Origin of the sequence: Amaricoccus solimangrovi, assembly GCF_006385685.1 — a bacterium.
Classification (GTDB): domain Bacteria; phylum Pseudomonadota; class Alphaproteobacteria; order Rhodobacterales; family Rhodobacteraceae; genus Amaricoccus; species Amaricoccus solimangrovi.
This window is the reverse complement of record NZ_VFRP01000008.1, coordinates 131,734-147,501: the sequence shown is the minus strand read 5'-3', so window position 1 is coordinate 147,501 and position 15,768 is coordinate 131,734. Positions and strand designations below refer to the sequence as shown.

General features: G+C 69.9%; 12 protein-coding genes and 1 riboswitch. Of the genes, 7 read left to right on the top strand and 5 right to left on the bottom strand.

What is annotated here, in order from left to right; translation table 11 throughout:
• The first annotated feature begins 1 nt into the window (after nucleotide 1).
• Entirely contained in the window at nucleotides 2-262 is a 261-nt protein-coding gene (locus tag FJM51_RS10465; protein ID WP_140454078.1) for a cytochrome C oxidase subunit IV family protein, read from the top strand.
• A gap of 84 nt (nucleotides 263-346) precedes the next feature.
• Here FJM51_RS10465 and FJM51_RS10460 read toward each other — a convergent pair whose 3' ends face one another.
• Nucleotides 347-1,477: a ParB/RepB/Spo0J family partition protein gene (locus FJM51_RS10460; protein ID WP_140454077.1), complete on the bottom strand. Its 1,131-nt coding sequence runs from the start codon at nucleotides 1,475-1,477 to the stop codon at nucleotides 347-349.
• A complete protein-coding gene (locus tag FJM51_RS10455) occupies nucleotides 1,474-2,781 on the bottom strand; it encodes an AAA family ATPase (RefSeq protein ID WP_140454076.1) in 1,308 nt (435 codons plus the stop codon). Before FJM51_RS10455 ends, FJM51_RS10460 begins: the two co-directional genes overlap by 4 nt.
• 419 nt (nucleotides 2,782-3,200) lie before the next feature.
• Between FJM51_RS10455 and FJM51_RS10450 the strand changes: the two genes are divergently transcribed.
• The 3 genes from FJM51_RS10450 to FJM51_RS10440 all read left to right on the top strand — a co-directional run bounded on the left by FJM51_RS10450 (nucleotide 3,201) and on the right by FJM51_RS10440 (nucleotide 6,517).
• A complete protein-coding gene (locus tag FJM51_RS10450; RefSeq protein WP_140454075.1) occupies nucleotides 3,201-3,920 on the top strand; it encodes a DnaA N-terminal domain-containing protein in 720 nt (239 codons plus the stop codon).
• Nucleotides 3,921-4,048: 128 nt separating this feature from the next.
• Nucleotides 4,049-6,160: a catalase gene (locus tag FJM51_RS10445; protein ID WP_140454074.1), complete on the top strand. Its 2,112-nt coding sequence runs from the start codon at nucleotides 4,049-4,051 to the stop codon at nucleotides 6,158-6,160.
• Nucleotides 6,161-6,277: 117 nt separating this feature from the next.
• Nucleotides 6,278-6,517 carry a hypothetical protein gene (locus FJM51_RS10440; protein WP_140454073.1) on the top strand — a complete coding sequence of 80 codons (240 nt, stop codon included), beginning with the start codon at nucleotides 6,278-6,280 and terminating at the stop codon, nucleotides 6,515-6,517.
• Between the two features lie 87 nt (nucleotides 6,518-6,604).
• On the opposite strand, the gene FJM51_RS10435 is transcribed toward FJM51_RS10440, so the two are convergent.
• Both FJM51_RS10435 and FJM51_RS10430 read right to left on the bottom strand, forming a co-directional pair.
• Nucleotides 6,605-7,855, bottom strand: a complete 1,251-nt coding sequence (locus FJM51_RS10435) for a D-amino acid dehydrogenase (protein WP_140454072.1) — start codon at nucleotides 7,853-7,855, stop codon at nucleotides 6,605-6,607.
• Between the two features lie 128 nt (nucleotides 7,856-7,983).
• Nucleotides 7,984-8,073: riboswitch (glycine riboswitch) on the bottom strand.
• Nucleotides 8,074-8,121: 48 nt separating this feature from the next.
• Nucleotides 8,122-10,305 carry a malate synthase G gene (locus FJM51_RS10430; RefSeq protein WP_140454071.1) on the bottom strand — a complete coding sequence of 728 codons (2,184 nt, stop codon included), beginning with the start codon at nucleotides 10,303-10,305 and terminating at the stop codon, nucleotides 8,122-8,124.
• A 256-nt stretch (nucleotides 10,306-10,561) separates the two neighbouring features.
• Between FJM51_RS10430 and FJM51_RS10425 the strand changes: the two genes are divergently transcribed.
• The 3 genes from FJM51_RS10425 to FJM51_RS10415 all read left to right on the top strand — a co-directional run bounded on the left by FJM51_RS10425 (nucleotide 10,562) and on the right by FJM51_RS10415 (nucleotide 14,743).
• A complete protein-coding gene (locus FJM51_RS10425; protein WP_140454070.1) occupies nucleotides 10,562-11,020 on the top strand; it encodes a (2Fe-2S)-binding protein in 459 nt (152 codons plus the stop codon).
• Nucleotides 11,020-13,281: a xanthine dehydrogenase family protein molybdopterin-binding subunit gene (locus tag FJM51_RS10420; RefSeq protein ID WP_140454069.1), complete on the top strand. Its 2,262-nt coding sequence runs from the start codon at nucleotides 11,020-11,022 to the stop codon at nucleotides 13,279-13,281. The genes FJM51_RS10425 and FJM51_RS10420 overlap by 1 nt, the downstream gene beginning before the upstream one ends.
• 115 nt (nucleotides 13,282-13,396) lie before the next feature.
• Nucleotides 13,397-14,743, top strand: a complete 1,347-nt coding sequence (locus FJM51_RS10415; protein WP_140454068.1) for a c-type cytochrome — start codon at nucleotides 13,397-13,399, stop codon at nucleotides 14,741-14,743.
• A gap of 48 nt (nucleotides 14,744-14,791) precedes the next feature.
• On the opposite strand, the gene FJM51_RS10410 is transcribed toward FJM51_RS10415, so the two are convergent.
• A complete protein-coding gene (locus FJM51_RS10410; protein ID WP_140454067.1) occupies nucleotides 14,792-15,556 on the bottom strand; it encodes a MauE/DoxX family redox-associated membrane protein in 765 nt (254 codons plus the stop codon).
• Nucleotides 15,557-15,768 lie beyond the last annotated feature (212 nt).

The following is a 15,768-nucleotide window of genomic DNA, read 5'->3' as shown; positions in this document are numbered from 1 at the left end:
CATGTCCGTCACCCGCCTCCTCGTCCTGACCTGGGCCGCGCTGCTCCTCCTGCTCGCGCTGACGGTGGCGGCGAGCTTCCTCCTCGTCGGGCCGCCGAGCCTCGCGGCCGGGATCGGCATCGCCGCGGCCAAGGCGGCGCTGATCTTCTGGGTCTTCATGCATCTGCGCGAGGATACGGGCCTGCTCCGCGTCGTCGCCATCGCCGCCTTCGCCTGGCTCGGCATCCTCTTCGCGCTCGGGGGCCTCGCCTATCTCGGCTGAGCGACGGCCGGCGCCAAGGCTCGCGCACGGGCTCGGAATCCTCACTTTTTTAAATTATATCAGTGGCTTACATGAGGCCACCTCTCACTTCACCTGATCCAGCATCCGGCGCACCGCCTCCTCCAGCCGGCGCCGGTCGATGGTGGAGAAATCGAGCGCGAGGCGGATCTCCAGCCGGCCGTTGGCGGCGGTGCATTTCGCCGGCCCCTCGGCCCGGGGCACCTCGAAGGTCATCCGCGCCTTGCGCGCGGGCCGGGGCGCGACCGCCGGTTTCTTCCCCGCGGGGAAGGTTTCGCCCCCCTCCCCCGCCCCGGCCCAGCGGCGCAGCACGCCAAGTTCGCCCTCCGCCGTCCGGTCCTCCCGCGCCGCCAGTTCGGCGCGGATCTCCGCCACGATCCCCGGCTCCGCGTCGAGACGCCGGCGCAGATCGAGCCCGAGGCCGCGCGGCAGTTCGCGCGGATATTCCAGCACGTCGCCCAGCAGATCGACCAGCGTCAGGAAGGCGCGGATGTAGCTGCGCTTCTGATAGCCCGCGCTCTGGAACAGGATCGCCACCGCCTTCTCCGGATCGTCGCAGGCGGTTCCCGGGTCGCGGGCATAGTCGCGCGCCATCGTCGCCATCTCCATGAAGGAGATGTCCTTGCGGACCATGTTCTCGTCCACCATCCGCCGGTAGAGCTGGTCGAGCCCCTCGGCATCGGTCATCAGCCCGGCCGGAATGGCGGCGTAGCGCTTCTCCCCGGTTTCGGCCCGCAGTTCGCGGAACGCGGTCAGCCGCCGCATGCCCTGGATCAGTTCGTAGCGCCCCTGCCCCGCCGGCTCGACCCGTATCGGATTCGAAAGGCCGATGTCGCGGATCGAGGCCTTCAGTTCGGCGAGTTCGAGATCCTCGCCCGGCATCCGGTCACGCGCGAGCTTGGTCGCGTCGATCGCATCGAGCGGGATCAGGTCGACGATGAGGCCGAGCCCCCGGAGCCGCACCAGTTCGCCCGCGAGCGCGTCGTTCTCGGCGCGGATCGCGGCCTCGGCCTCGGCCCGCGCCCGCAGCGCCTCGGCGTTCTCATGAACCGCCGTCGCCATCGGACCCCGCCGCCGCGGCGCCTTCTCCGTCGTCACCTTCCCCGCGGGGAAGGTTTCCGCCACCCCCGGCGCCGCGTCCGGCGCCGCCTCGGGCTCCTCCGGCATGTCGAGATCGAAGATCCGGCGCTTCCTCATGCGCGTGCCTCCACCTTGTCCCACGCCGCGACGCAGACCTGCTTGAATTCCGCGTAGGCGGTGTCGAAACTGCCGCGCGCGCGCCGCCAGGTCTCGCGCGTCATGTCGCGGTAGTCGATCTCGTAGACCGAGCAGAGGAACCGGCCCGACTGCTCCACCGCCCGCGTCATCTCGATCGGACTCTCGGTCACGCGGTCGCCGAAGACCTTGCGGAAGGCCTCGAGCATCGCCTTGTGCAGATCGTTGGCCGGCTCGTAGCGCGTCAGCAGGAACTTCACGTCGGCGAAGGCCTTGGGCAGCGCGATCTTCCCCGCGGGGAAGGTTTCCCCGAACCCCGCCGACAGATCCTCCAGCGCCTCGGCGAGCTGGCCGATGAAGCTCGTCGTGGAATCGTATTCCCAGTAGCCGGGTCCGGAGGGGATGTAGAGCACGTCCGCGGCGAAGACGGCGTTCATCGACTGGTAGCCGATCGCCGGCGGGCAGTCGAAGATGATGAGGTCGTAGGCGTCGTCGGGCAGATGGTCGAGGTAGCGCGACACGGCGGCGAAGAACGACCATTCCGGATTCAGGTGCCGGTACTGCGCGCTCGCGAATTCGACGAAGGCGGCGTTGGCGCAGGAGGGAATGATGTCGATCGTCGACCAGGCGGTGGGTTTCAGGAAGTCGTTGACGCGAAGCTCCGCGAGGCCGAGGTCGCGGATCGAGGCCGGGAGCCGGCGCCGGGGCAGGGCGGTCCCGCTCTCCGCCCCCTGGGGCGCCGCGTTCATCCGGTCGGTCTCGTTGATCAGGTCGCGCGCGAGGATGCCCCAGACCGTGTGCTCCTCGCTGACATCGGTCAACCCCATCGAATGGCTGAGCGTCGCCTGCGGATCGAAATCCACCACCAGCACCCGGTAGCCGTCGAGCGCGGCGGCGTGGGCGAAATGGAGCGCCACCGTGGACTTGCCCGCGCCGCCCTTGAAATTCGCGATCGCCGCGCGAAGCGCGCGCTTGCCCTTCGGCCGGGGCGGCATCAGGCTGCGGCGGTTGACCTTCATCCGCCGGCGCAGATCGTTGATCTCGTCGAGCGAGAACCACCGCTGGCGCCCGTCCTCCTCCACCTCGCCCGCGGGCAGGCCCGGCTCCGCCGCCAGCCGGCCGCGGAAGGTCGACTGGTTGATCCGGAACACCAGCTCCGCCACCTCCCAGCTCGAGAACCGCCGCAGCGTCTTCTCGAGTTCGGGACTGAAGGTCTGCCGTCGGATCCAGCCCTGCATCTTGAGCGACTGCGCCTGCAGCGCCGCCAGATCGCTATGTGTGTACATTTCGCCTGCCTTCGTCTTTTCGCGGACGTTGTTTCCTGCCAATCGCAGAAATACGTTGATCTCCGCTTCGACGCAAACACTTCCGGCGCGCGTAGCGTGCCTGGGCGGCCGATTCAGCCCGGCCGCGGCGGCGCCTCCAGATATTGGGGGTCATCACGGTCGCGCCCGCCAGGGATGGGGGGACAAAATCGCCATTCAGAGGGACGTTCTGGGTGTCCCCCAATACCATGATACCTTTTCTTTCAGGGAAGAAGGCGGGCGCTCCCGGCGGCGCCTGCCCTGAACATCAGTCCCTTGACAGAATCGCGAGGCAGGACGTTAATTCGACCGAGGCGGCCAATAGCGTTGAGAATCACAAGCGCCGCGCATCGAGCAGGAACACCGGGCCGGGAAACCCCGGCCAGCGAAGGACGGAACACATGCGGGCGAGGACGCTGGCCGGACCGGAGGCCGCCAGTCTCAAATACGATCTGCTGACCGCGCTCGGCTGCCACGCGCTCGGCGGCGCGGCGGGAACCCAGCGCATGACGCTGCGCTTCATCACGCTCGTCACCGCCCGTTACGACTGGCGGCGCGGGATCCTCCACGTCGGCCAGCGCGAGATCGCCCGGCTCTGGGCGGTGGACGAACGCACCGTGAAGCGCGAGATGGCGCGGTTCCGCGACCTCGGCTGGATCACGCTCGAGACACCGGCGCGGCGGGGCAGGGTGGCGAGCTACGCGCTCGACCTCGAGCGGATCCGCGCGGCGACGCGGGAGGCCTGGCCCCGTGTCGGCAGCGATTTCGACGCGCGGATGCGCGCCCTCGCGGATCCCGGGGGCGGCGCGAATGTCGTCCCGTTCCCGCGCGCCGATGCCCCGGCGCCGGAGGAGGAAGCGGGGACCGCCGCGCCCTGGGCCGCCGCGCGGCGGCTTCTGCGCGACGAGGATCCCGCCCTCTTCGCGAACTGGTTCGAGCCGTTGCGGGCTGGCGGAGAGAGCGCCGGCGCGCTGGTGCTGGTGGCACCGAACAGCTTCCACGCCAGCCACGTCCGCACCCATTACGCCGACCGCCTCGGCCGCGCGCTTCGCGGCGCGGGGCTGGCGGAGGCCTTCCGCCTCGTCGCCGAGGGCGCGGCGGAGAGCGCGGCGCCCCGGTGAGCCATGCGCGGACGCGCGCCATCTGGCCGGCGCCTTTGGAACCCCGCGGGAAGTGTCGGGTTGGACTGCCATTGAAACCCGCCCCCGAGGGAGCGGGGCCGCGAAGCCAAGCCGATGGAGCAGTCGATTTGACCCAGGACAGCCACGAGAAAACCCGCCTCGCCGATCTCGAGATCGAGCGGGGCCGGGGCGGTGAATACCATCAGACCGCCGGGGGCGACACGACGGTCCTGACCACGCAGCAGGGCACCCCCGTCTCCGACGACCAGAACTCGCTCAAGGTCGGCGCGCCCGGGCCGACCCTGATGGAGGATTTCCACTTCAGGGAAAAGATCTTCCATTTCGACCACGAGCGCATCCCCGAGCGCGTCGTCCATGCGCGGGGCTTCGGCGCCCACGGCTATTTCGAGACGCTCGACACGCTCGAGGACGTGACGATGGCCGACATCTTCCAGCGCAAGGGCGAGAAGACCGAGGCCTTCGTCCGCTTCTCGACCGTCGCCGGCAACAAGGGCTCCGCCGATCTCGCCCGCGACGTGCGCGGCTTCGCGGTGAAGCTCTACACGAAGCAGGGCAACTGGGATCTCGTCGGCAACAACATTCCGGTCTTCTTCATCCAGGACGCGATCAAGTTCCCCGACCTGATCCATTCCGCGAAGCAGGAACCCGACCGCGGCTTCCCGCAGGCCCAGACCGCGCACGACAATTTCTGGGACTTCATCTCACTGACGCCCGAGTCGATGCACATGGTCATGTGGATCATGTCCGACCGCGCGATCCCGCGCTCCTTCCGCTTCATGGAAGGCTTCGGCGTCCACACCTTCCGCTTCGTGAACGCCGAGGGGAAGTCGACCTTCGTGAAGTTCCACTGGAAGCCGAAGCAGGGGCTGCAGTCGGTGGTCTGGAACGAGGCGGTGAAGCTCAACGGCGCCGATCCCGATTTCCACCGCCGCGATCTCTGGGACGCGATCCAGATGGGCGACTTCCCGGAATGGGAACTGGGCGTGCAGCTCTTCGACGAGGAATTCGCCGAAAAATTCCCGTTCGACGTCCTCGACGCGACCAAGATCATCCCCGAGGAGGAGGTGCCGGTGCGCATCGTCGGGCGGCTGGTGCTCGACCGCTGCGTCGACAATTTCTTCGCCGAGACCGAGCAGGTGGCCTTCCAGACCAACAACATCGTCCCGGGCATCGACTTCACCAACGACCCGCTGCTGCAGGGACGCAACTTCTCCTATCTCGACACGCAGCTGAAGCGGCTCGGCTCGCCCAATTTCACCCATCTGCCGGTGAATGCGCCGCGCTGTCCGTTCCATCACTTCCAGCAGGACGGCCATATGGCCTTCCACAACCCGAAGGGCCGGGCGAATTACGAGCCGAACTCCTGGGGAGAGGGGCCGCGCGAGGATCCGAAGGGCGGCTTCCGGACCTATCCCGCGCGAGAGGAGGGGGAGAAGCTCCGGATGCGGCCCGAGCTCTTCGCCGATCACTACAGCCAGGCGCGGCAGTTCTACGCGAGCCAGACGCCGGTGGAGCAGGGGCACATGCGCGACGCGTTGGTCTTCGAACTCTCGAAGGTCGAGACGCCCGCGGTCCGCGCCCGCGTCGTCGCGCATCTGCGCGTGATCGACGAGGGGCTGGCGAAGGGCGTGGCCGAGGGCCTCGGCCTCCGCGACATGCCGGACGCGGCGGATCCGGCGCGGCCGGTCGTGGAGGGGCTGCCGCCTTCGCCGAAGCTCAGCATCCTGCGCAACGGTCCCGAGAGCTTCAGGGGGCGCAAGATCGGCGTGCTGATCACCGACGGATTCGACGCCGCCCTCCTGAAAGGGATCGAGAGCGCCGCCAAGGCCGAAGGGGCGATGGTCGAACTGGTCGCGCCGGAGGTCGGCGGCGCGGCGGATGACGCGGGCAAGGTCCACGCCGCGAAGCAGAAGCTCGCCGGCGGCCCCTCGGTCCTCTACGACGCGGTGGCGCTCCTGGTGTCGAAGGAGGGCGCGGCGCGGCTCTCCGGCGATCCGGCCGCGCGCGACTTCGTCGCCGACGCCTTCGCCCATGCGAAGTTCATCGCTTTCGCCGAGACCGCGCGGCCGCTGCTCGATCAGGCGGGCGCCACGCCCGACGACGGCTTCCTGCTCCTCGGCAAGCCGGGCGACGCGGAGGATTTCGTGAAGCTCTGCCGTCAGCTCCGCTACTGGGCGCGCACCAGCGCCGCGGCGCGCGAGGCGATGTCCGCGAAGTGAGGTCCTACCCGGCGGCGCGCGCGCGCCGCGTCGCCGGGAACGACCCGGCCCGAGCGGGGTTTTCAGAGAGACGAAGCGCGGCCAGGGCCGCGATCCTCAGGACAGGAGCGATATTCAATGAGCAACGGGACAGGACCGGACCGCAAGACGCCCGGAGAAGCCTCGGGCGCACTCCAGCACGCCACGATCGTGGCCGGGGAAGAGACCCACGAGATCGAATCCGGGGCGCCCGACCAGCCCGGCAGCCCTCCGGAGCCGCGCCGGGGAACCCTGGTGGCCGGCGAGGAGACCCATGAGATCGAGGGGGAGGGTGGCAAGACGCCGGCGGCGGAGCAGAGTGGAAAGCCGGAAAACTAGCACGCCGCGGCTGAGATTATCGGACGCGCCGCGCCGGTTTCCGGCGCGGCGTTTTCACTCCCGTGCCACGCCCGCGGGCGCCGCGCCCTAGGCGACGGCGAGCGCGGGGCGCGGGGCCGCGACGGCGCGGGGCGCGAATTCCGCCGCCACGCTCTCGGCCACGAGCCGGGCGGTGGCGGCCGAGAGCGTCCAGCCGAGATGGCCGTGGCCGGTGTTGTAGAACACGCCCCTCCGCCGGCCGCGCCCGACGCGCGGCAGCATCGAGGGCGTCATCGGCCGGAGGCCCGCCCAGGGGATCGCATGTTCGGTCGAGACGCCGGGGAAATGCTTCTCGCACCATTCCACCAGCGGCTGGACGCGGTCGGCGCGGATGTCGCGGTTCGCGCCGTTGAACTCGGCCGTGCCGGCGACGCGGAAACGGTCGGCGCCGAAGCGGCTAGCGACGATCTTGGAGCGGTCGTCGAGCAGGCTGATCCAGGGCGCGGCCGCCTGGCTTTCGGGGTCGTCGAGCTGGACGGTGATCGAATAGCCCTTCACCGGATAGATGTTCACCCTGTCGCCGAGCGCCGCGGCGATCGCCCGGCTGCGGACGCCGGCGGAGACGACCACCGCGTCGAAGGCTTCCTCACGCCCGCCCGCGTTCACGCGCACGCCGCCCTCGACGGCCGCGACGCCCTCTACATCGGTCCCGAAGCGGAGGCTCGCGCCCCGGCGGGCGCAGGCGCGGGCGAGGCCGGTGGTGAACTTGTGGATGTCGCCGGAGCTGTCGCTCCCGGTCAGGAAGCCGCCGACGAACTCACCGTGGAGCGCGGGCTCCACCTCGCGGATCTCCGCGGGGGTCAGCTCCCGCCGCTCGAGCCCGCCCTCGGCCAGCATCGCGTTGACGCGGCGCGCATGCGCGAGATCCTTGCGCTCCGAATAGAAGTGCAGGATGCCCCGGCGCTCGAGGTCGAAGTCGATCCCCTCGCGCGCCGCCATCTCGAAGAGCACCGCGCGCGCGGCGATGGCGAGGCGGACCGTCTCGACCGTGTTCGCGCGATAGGAGGGGATGTTGGAGAGGAACTCCGCCATCCAGCGCATCTTGTGCAGGGTGGGGGCGGGGTTGACGAGCAGCGGCGCGTCGGTCTGAAGCATCCACTTCAGGCCCTTCAGCACCGTGCCCCACTGCGTCCAGGTCTCGGCGTTCGAGGCGGAGAGCTGGCCGCCGTTGGCGAAGCTCGTCTCCATCGCGGCGTAGCGGTGGCGGTCGAAGACCGTCACCTCGAAGCCGCGGTCCAGCAGTTCATAGGCGGTCGTCAGGCCGGTCACGCCGGCGCCGATCACGGCGATGGTGGTCATTGGGCACACTCCAGGGCTCGCGGCATTCCGCCGCCGCGCCCCCTCCGTGCCTTGGACCTGAGAGTTTCACCCGGGTGGCTTCCGGGCTTTCTCCTTCGGTGGGCCTCCCGGCCGCTTTCCGGAGTGTTGAGACATCGCCGGTCCTTGGACCTGAGAGTTTCCGGGGCGCGGTTGCTCCTTCGGCGGCGGGTCGCCCCGCCTTCTCCCGGCGATGCCTTTACGCCCGAGCAGCTAGCACGGGCGCGTGATTCCTTCAAGTCCGCGTCTCAGCGGCGCTGGCTGTGCGCCTTCAGTTCGCGGCGCCGGGCGTGGAGGATCGGCTCGGTATAGCCCGCGGGCTGGACCCGGCCTTCGAAGACCAGATCGCAGGCGGCCCTGAAGGCGATCCCGTCGAAACCGGGCGCCATCGGGACATAGGCGGGATCGCCGGCGTTCTGGCGGTCGACGACCCCGGCCATCCGCTTCATGATCTCCATCACCTCGTCCTTGCTCACCACCCCGTGGTGCAGCCAGTTCGCGATGTGCTGGGCCGAGATGCGGCAGGTGGCGCGGTCCTCCATCAGGCCGACGTCGTTGATGTCGGGCACCTTGGAGCAGCCGATGCCCTGATCGATCCAGCGCACCACATAGCCGAGGATGCCTTGCGCGTTGTTCTCCACCTCGCGCTCGATCTGGCTCCGCGTCCATTTGCGATAGCTCGCGAGCGGGATCTCGAGCAGCGATTCCACATAGGCGCGCCGCCCGCCCTTCGCGAGCACGGCCTGAACCGCGAAGACGTCGATCCGGTGATAATGCAGCGCGTGCAGCGTCGCCGCCGTCGGGCTCGGCACCCAGGCGCAGTTCGCGCCCGCCTTCGGATGCTCGACCTTCGCCTCCAGCATGGCCGCCATCTTGTCGGGCATCGCCCACATGCCCTTGCCGATCTGCGCCTTGCCCGAGAGGCCGCATTCGAGGCCGATGTCGACGTTCTGGTTCTCGTAGGCGGTGATCCAGCCCTTGCGCCGGATGAAGTCCTTGCGGCTGAACGGGCCGGCCTCCATCGAGGTATGGATCTCGTCGCCGGTGCGGTCGAGGAAGCCGGTGTTGATGAAGACGAGCCGGTGGCGCGCGGCGCGGATGCATTCCTTGAGGTTGACCGAGGTGCGACGCTCCTCGTCCATCACGCCGATCTTGACCGTGTTCGCGGGCAGGCCCAGCACGGTCTCGACGCGGGTGAAGGTCTCGTCGGCGAAGGCGACCTCCTCGGGACCGTGCATCTTCGGCTTCACCACGTAGACCGAGCCGGCGTGCGAGTTGCGCGGCCCCTCGGTCTTTCGCAGGTCGTGGAGCGCGATCAGCGTGGTGATCATCGCATCCATCAGCCCCTCGAAGATCTCGTCGCCGTTCCGGTCGAGGATCGCGGGGTTGGTCATCAGGTGGCCGACGTCGCGCACGAGCATCAGCGCGCGGCCCTTGACGGAGAAGGCGCTTCCGTCCGGCGCGGTGAAGGTCGGGTCGGGGCTGAGCCGCCGCGTCATCTCGCGCCCGCCCTTCTCGAAGGTCTCCGCGAGATCGCCCCGCATCAGGCCGAGCCAGTTGCGATAGGCCGCGACCTTGTCCTCGGCGTCGACGCAGGCGACGGAATCCTCGCAATCCATGATCGCCGAGATCGCGCTCTCGAGCCGCACGTCCGCGAGGCCGGCCTGGTCGCGCGCGCCGATCGAATGCGTCCGGTCGAAGACGAGCTCGACATGGAGGCCGTTGTTGCGCAGGAGGACCGACTCGGGCGCGCGGGGGTGGCCGCGGTAGCCGACGAACTTCTCCGGCTGGGCGAGGGGCATGTCATCGACGAGCAGCGCGCCCTGATGCACGTGATAGCGCCGCGCGTCGGCGTGGCTCGTCCCCTCGACCGGGAAGGCCTCGTCGAGGAAGACCCGCGCGCGCGCCACGACGCGCGCGCCCCGGCCCCGGTCGTATCCGCCGGGCGCCGGAAGGCCCCCCATCGCATCGGTGCCGTAGAGGCCGTCGTAGAGGCTGCCCCAGCGCGCATTGGCGGCGTTGAGGGCGAACCGCGCGTTGGTGATCGGCACCACGAGTTGCGGTCCCGGAACCGTCGCGATCTCGGGATCGACATTCTCGGTGTCGATGGTGAAATCCTCGCCCTCGGGCAGCAGGTAGCCGATCTCGGTCAAAAAGGCCTTGTACGCGTCGCGGTCATGCGGCTGGCCCCGGCGCGCGATGTGCCAGTCGTCGATCTGCGACTGCAGCGCCTCGCGCCTGGCGAGCAGCGCCCGGTTGCGCGGGCCGAGGTCGTGGGCGAGCGCGGAGAAGCCGGCCCAGAAGGCCCCGGCCTCGATCCCCGTTCCGGGCAGCGCCTCGGCCTCGATGAAGGTCGCGAGTTCCGGTGCGACGAGAAGCTCGCTCCGCTCGACGAAGTTGCGTTCGGCCTGATGTCCGGATGTCTCGGTCATGGTGTCCCCCGCTCTGGTTTCCGCGTCGGCTGGCCCCGGGCGCGCCGTGCCCGCAGGGCGCCGTCCGCGCGCGTCGCCTCCAGTTAGCACCGGTCGCGGCGGACGGCGAGGGGTGGTTTCCCGCGGAAGCGAAACGTACCCCGCGCGTCAGAATATGCTTGCCCGTCCGGCCTCCGGCGCTAGTTTTCCCGCGGGCCGGCGTCTCGCCGCCGCCATTCGCGCGCCGACCCGGAAGACAGTGATTGGGAGACGTGTCATGGAACTTCGGATCAACCGGGAGACCTATTCGGTCCAGTCGGAGGGCGATACGCCGCTCCTCTGGGTGATCCGGGACGAACTCGGTCTCACCGGCACGAAATACGGTTGCGGCATCGCGCAATGCGGCGCCTGCTCGGTCCTCGTCGACGGTGTGGTGACGCGCTCCTGCGTCACCCCGGTCGACAGCGTCGAGGGCAGCGAGATCACGACGATCGAGGCGATCGAGGCGGACGAGACCGGCCGGCGCGTCGTCGAGGCCTGGGTCGCGCATCAGGTGCCGCAATGTGGCTACTGCCAGTCCGGGCAGGTGATGGCCGCGACCGCGCTGCTCAGGGAAAGCCCGAACCCGTCGGAGGAGGAGATCGCCGCCGTGATGGTCAACCTCTGCCGCTGCGGCACCTACAATGCGATCAAGGCGGCGATGGCCGATCTGGCGGACGGCGGGGAGCGGGGCTGATGGGCGATCTCTCGAACAGGACCCTCACCCGGCCCGAACTCTCCGGCGGTCCGGTCAACCTGTCGCGCCGCGGCTTCCTGCTCGCCTCCTCCGGCGCGGCCGCGGGATCCCTCGTGCTCGGCCTCGGCCTGCCCGGGAGCCGGGCGCGCGCCCAGGAGGCGATGGCGCCGGGCACCCGCGTGCCCGCCTTCCTCGAGATCCGCCCGGACGGGACGGTGCGCCTGCTCAGTCCCTTCGTCGAGGGCGGTCAGGGCGTCTTCACCGCGATGGCCCAGATCGTCGGCGAGGAACTCGACGCCGATCCCGCGACCTTCGTGGTCGAGAACGCGCCTCCGGGCGCCGACTACCAGGTGATGGAGGGCATGCCCGGCTTCCGGATCACCGGGGGGAGCCTCTCTGTGCGCACCAGCTACGCCGCGATGCGCCGCCTCGGCGCGCTCGCCCGCGCGATGCTGATGACCGCCGCCGCCGCCCAGCTTGGCGCGCCGGTCTCCGAACTCTCGACCGAGCCGGGACGGGTGGTCCACGCCGCCTCGGGCCGGTCGCTCGGCTATGGCGAGCTCGCGCCCGCGGCGCTCGACCTGCCGGTGCCCGATCCGGAGAGCGTGACCCTCCGCGATCCGGCCGAGTTCCGCTGGATCCGCCAGCCGGTGAAGCGGCTCGACGTCTACGAGAAATCGACCGGCAAGGCTGTCTTCGCGATCGACGCGCAGGTGGAGGGCATGCTTCACGCCGCCGTCCAGCACGCGCCCCGGCTCGGCATGACGATCGGGACGATCCGCAACGAGGACGAGCTTCGCGCGATGAAGGGCGTGCATTCCGTCCACCACCTGCCGGGCGCGGTCGCGGTCGTGGCCGAACGCTGGTGGGATGCGAAACGCGCGGCGGAGGCGGCGCAGGTCGACTGGCGCGAGCCCGAGGGCGCGCCGGAGCCGAACCTGCGCCACATGCCCGCCGATTTCTCCACCGACGCCTTCGGCGACGCCCTCGAGCGCGCGCCCGGCGACGGCGAGGAGGCCGAGGCGAAGGGCGACGCGCCGAAGGTTCTGGGCGAGGCCGAAACGGTGGTCGGCGCGACCTATCGCGCGCCCTTCGTCAATCACGCCCAGCTCGAACCCCCGGCGACGCTGGCGCGGTTCAATCCCGACGGAACGCTCGACCTCTGGGTGCCGAACCAGGCGCCCGACATGTTCCAGGCCGACGCGGCCAAGCAGGCGGGGATCGAGCCGGCGCGGGTGCGGGTCCATTCGCCGCTGCTCGGCGGCTTCTTCGGCCGGCATTTCCTCTATCCCTCCTCGAATCCCTATCCGCAGGCGATCGCGCTCGCGAAGGCGGTGGGGCGGCCGGTCAAGGTCATCTGGAGCCGGGAAGAGGAATTCCTGCGCGACCGGCTGCGTCCGATGGCGGTGACGCGGTTCCGGGGCACGCTCGACGCCGACGGCCTGCCGCTCGCGCTAGAGGCGGTCAGCGCCTGCGAGGGGCCGAGCGAGGCGATCTCCGGCCGCGACAAGGACGGCAAGCTCGACCCGATGGCGACCGAGGGGCTGACCGGCAAGGCCTATGCGATCCCGAACGTCCGCGTCGCGCAGATCTATGTCCAGAACCCGACGATGCTCGGCTACTGGCGCTCGGTCGGGCATTCGATGAACGATTTCCTCTACGAGAGCTTCTTCGACGAGATGGCCGACCAGGGCGGCCAGGATCCTTACGAGCTGCGGCTGCGGCTGCTCGCCGGGAACGAGCGGCTGACGAACCTGCTGAAGGCGGTCGGCGACCTCTCGGGCGGATGGCGCCGGGGGCCGTTCACGGCGGAGGACGGATCGCGCCGGGCGCGGGGCGTGGCGATGGCCTCGCCCTTCGGCTCCGAGGCGGCCTCGATCGCGGAGGTCTCGATCGAGGAGGGCGAGGTGCGGGTGCACGACCTCTGGCAGGCGATCGATCCCGGCAGCATCGTGAACCCCGCGATCATCGAGGCGCAGGTGAATTCGGCGGTCGCGCTCGGCCTGTCGCAGGTCCTGCTCGAGGAGGCGCGCTACGAGAAGGGCCAGCCGGTCGCGCGCAACTTCGACATGTATCCGATCCTGCCGCCGGACCGGATGCCGCGCGTGCATGTCCGCGTGGTCGAGAGCGGCGCGCCGATGGGCGGGATCGGCGAGCCGGGGCTGCCCTCCGTTCCCCCCGCGGTCGCGAACGCGGTCTCGCATCTGACCGGCCAGCGGGCGCGACGCATGCCGCTCTCCCGCCTCAGCTTCGAAAGCTGACGACGCGCGGCCCTCACCGCCCGGCCCGGCGCCGGGCGGTGAGGGCGCATGCCAGCCGATACGCGCCAGCCCATTCCCGCGCGCCGCGCCGGGACAGCAAGAACGGAAATCCGAGTTGAAGAAGCGTTTCGCCATTCCGGCCGTCGTCCTTCTCGCCGCCGTGGCCGGCGGCGTCTGGCTCGCGAAGCATCACCCCGCCTCGCCCTTCGAGGCGGCGGAGAAATCCGCGGCCGCGCCGGATCTCGTGGCGCGCGGCGAATACGTGGCGCGGGCGAGCGATTGCGTCGCCTGCCACAGCCTGCCGGACGGCGCGCCCTTCTCGGGCGGGCTCGAGATGGCGACGCCGATGGGGTCGATCTTCGCGACGAACATTACGCCCGATCCCGAGACCGGCATCGGGGCCTACAGCCTCGCCGATTTCGACCGCGCGGTGCGCAGCGGGGTGACGCCGGACGGGCGCCGCCTCTATCCGGCGATGCCCTATCCCTCCTATGCGAAACTCACGGACGAGGATGTCCGCGCGCTCTACACCTATTTCATGGAGGCGGTCGAACCCGCGAACCATCCCAACCGCCCCTCCGGGATCGACTGGCCGATGGATCAGCGCTGGCCGCTCGCCTTCTGGAACATGATGTTCACCGAGGGCGGCGTCTACGAGGCGAGCACCTCGGAGGACGCGCTCTGGAACCGGGGCGCCTATCTGGTCCAGTCGGCCGGCCATTGCGGAAGCTGCCACACGCCGCGCGGTCCCGCGATGGAGGAACGCGCGCTGGACGAATCGAGCCCGCTCTATCTCTCCGGCGCGCTGCTCGACGGCTGGTACGCGCCGAGCCTCAGGAACGACCCGAACACCGGGATCGGGCGGTGGAGCGAGGCCGACGTGGTCGCCTTCCTGAAGGAGGGCCGGAACGCGCACGCGGTGGTCTTCGGCTCGATGGCCGACGCGTTCAACAACTCGACCCAGTTCCTGACCGACGAGGATCTGCGCGCGATCGCCCATTACCTCAAGTCGCTGCCCGGCGATCCGGAGCGGGACGGGAGCCCTTGGGAATACGATCCCGCCTCGGCCGCGGCGCTCGCTCCCGCGCGCCGGGCCGAGGTGCCGGGCGCCCAGACCTACGCCACGAAATGCGCCTATTGCCACGGCGCCGACGGGCGCGGGCGCGCGCCCTGGATTCCGCCGCTCGCCGGGGCGGTCTCCGCGCTCGCCCCCGAGGATGCCTCCGCGATCAACGTGACCCTGAACGGCTCGGCGCGGGTGGTCGCGGGTGGTGTGCCCGACGCCTACCGGATGCCGCCCTTCCGCGCGCAGCTCTCCGACCGGGAAATCGCCGACGTGCTCTCCTTCATCCGGAGCGCCTGGGGGAATTCGGGCGGCGCGGTCGCGCCCGAGGCGGTGGCGGAGCTGCGCGGGCCCACCGACCCGGCGAGCAGCCAGGTCATCGTCCTCCAGATGCGCTGAGGCGCCGCCCCGACGCGCCCTCGGGGGAGGCCGGGGGCGTGGGAGGCATCAGGTCAGGGCGCGGATGCCCATCCAGAGCGCCATCGCGACCATCATCACGTTCTCGGTCAGCGACACGAAGCCGAGCGGAACCCGGCTCGATCCGCCGACGCAGGCGCATTTGAGTTCGCGCTTGTCGACATAGACCGCCTTGAAGACCGAGACCGCGCCGATGCCGCCAATGAAGAGCGCGAGCGGCGCGGAGAGCCAGGTCGCGGCCCCCGCGATCATCAGCACGCCCGCGAGCGTCTCGGCATAGGGATAGAAATAGCCGTAGCGCACCCAGCGGCGGGCGAGCAGGTCGTAGTTGAGGAACATCGTCGAGAAGCTCTCGACGTCCTGAAGCTTCTGGATCCCGAGCAGGCACATCGAGATCGCGATGAACCATTCGCCCGCCCGGACCGTCGCGACACTGCCATAGGCCGCCCAGGAGAAGGCGAGCGCCATCAGGAAGGCCACGCCGAAGATCGCGATCACCGGCCGGTAGCTCGTTTCGTCCTCGCCGGGAACATGCTCGCCGAAATGCTCGCGCAGATCGTCGTAACCGCCGATCCGCTCCCCGCCGATGAAGGTCTGCGGCGTCGTCTTGACGCCATGCTCGGCCTTGAAGGCCTCGGTTTCCTCATGGGTGCGGAGCGGATGGTCCTCGACCCGGTAGCCCTGATGCTCGAGCAGGTCCTTCGATTTCAGCCCGTAGGGGCATGTGTGCTCGGGCATGACCATCCGGTAGAGGACGGCCACCTTCTCCTTTCCGGTGGATGCGTCGAACGGCATGGCGTGTCTCCGTCGCGGGTTTCTCGGGGACAAACCCGCCGGAGCCGTCGCGGTTTCGCATTCCGCGGAGTTTTTCGCCCTCCACCCTCGTCGCGGCGGGGAACAGGAGGGGGATCCGCCGGTTGGACCGGGGCTGTTTGTCGCGCGCGCCCCGCGTGCTATGCCTTGTCCGATCCGGCCCATCTCGCCACGCTCCCGCCACCCGCGCCCAG

Bases quoted from the DNA above. Each gene is read 5' to 3' on its own strand.
- FJM51_RS10450 (WP_140454075.1), top strand. From the start codon at position 3,201: ATGCGGGCGAGGACGCTGGCCGGACCGGAGGCCGCCAGTCTCAAATAC.
- FJM51_RS10420 (WP_140454069.1), top strand. From the start codon at position 11,020: ATGGGCGATCTCTCGAACAGGACCCTCACCCGGCCCGAACTCTCCGGC.
- FJM51_RS10440 (WP_140454073.1), top strand. From the start codon at position 6,278: ATGAGCAACGGGACAGGACCGGACCGCAAGACGCCCGGAGAAGCCTCG.
- FJM51_RS10410 (WP_140454067.1), bottom strand. From the start codon at position 15,556: ATGCCGTTCGACGCATCCACCGGAAAGGAGAAGGTGGCCGTCCTCTAC.
- FJM51_RS10465 (WP_140454078.1), top strand. From the start codon at position 2: ATGTCCGTCACCCGCCTCCTCGTCCTGACCTGGGCCGCGCTGCTCCTC.
- FJM51_RS10460 (WP_140454077.1), bottom strand. From the start codon at position 1,477: ATGAGGAAGCGCCGGATCTTCGATCTCGACATGCCGGAGGAGCCCGAG.
- FJM51_RS10430 (WP_140454071.1), bottom strand. From the start codon at position 10,305: ATGACCGAGACATCCGGACATCAGGCCGAACGCAACTTCGTCGAGCGG.
- FJM51_RS10425 (WP_140454070.1), top strand. From the start codon at position 10,562: ATGGAACTTCGGATCAACCGGGAGACCTATTCGGTCCAGTCGGAGGGC.
- FJM51_RS10455 (WP_140454076.1), bottom strand. From the start codon at position 2,781: ATGTACACACATAGCGATCTGGCGGCGCTGCAGGCGCAGTCGCTCAAG.
- FJM51_RS10435 (WP_140454072.1), bottom strand. From the start codon at position 7,855: ATGACCACCATCGCCGTGATCGGCGCCGGCGTGACCGGCCTGACGACC.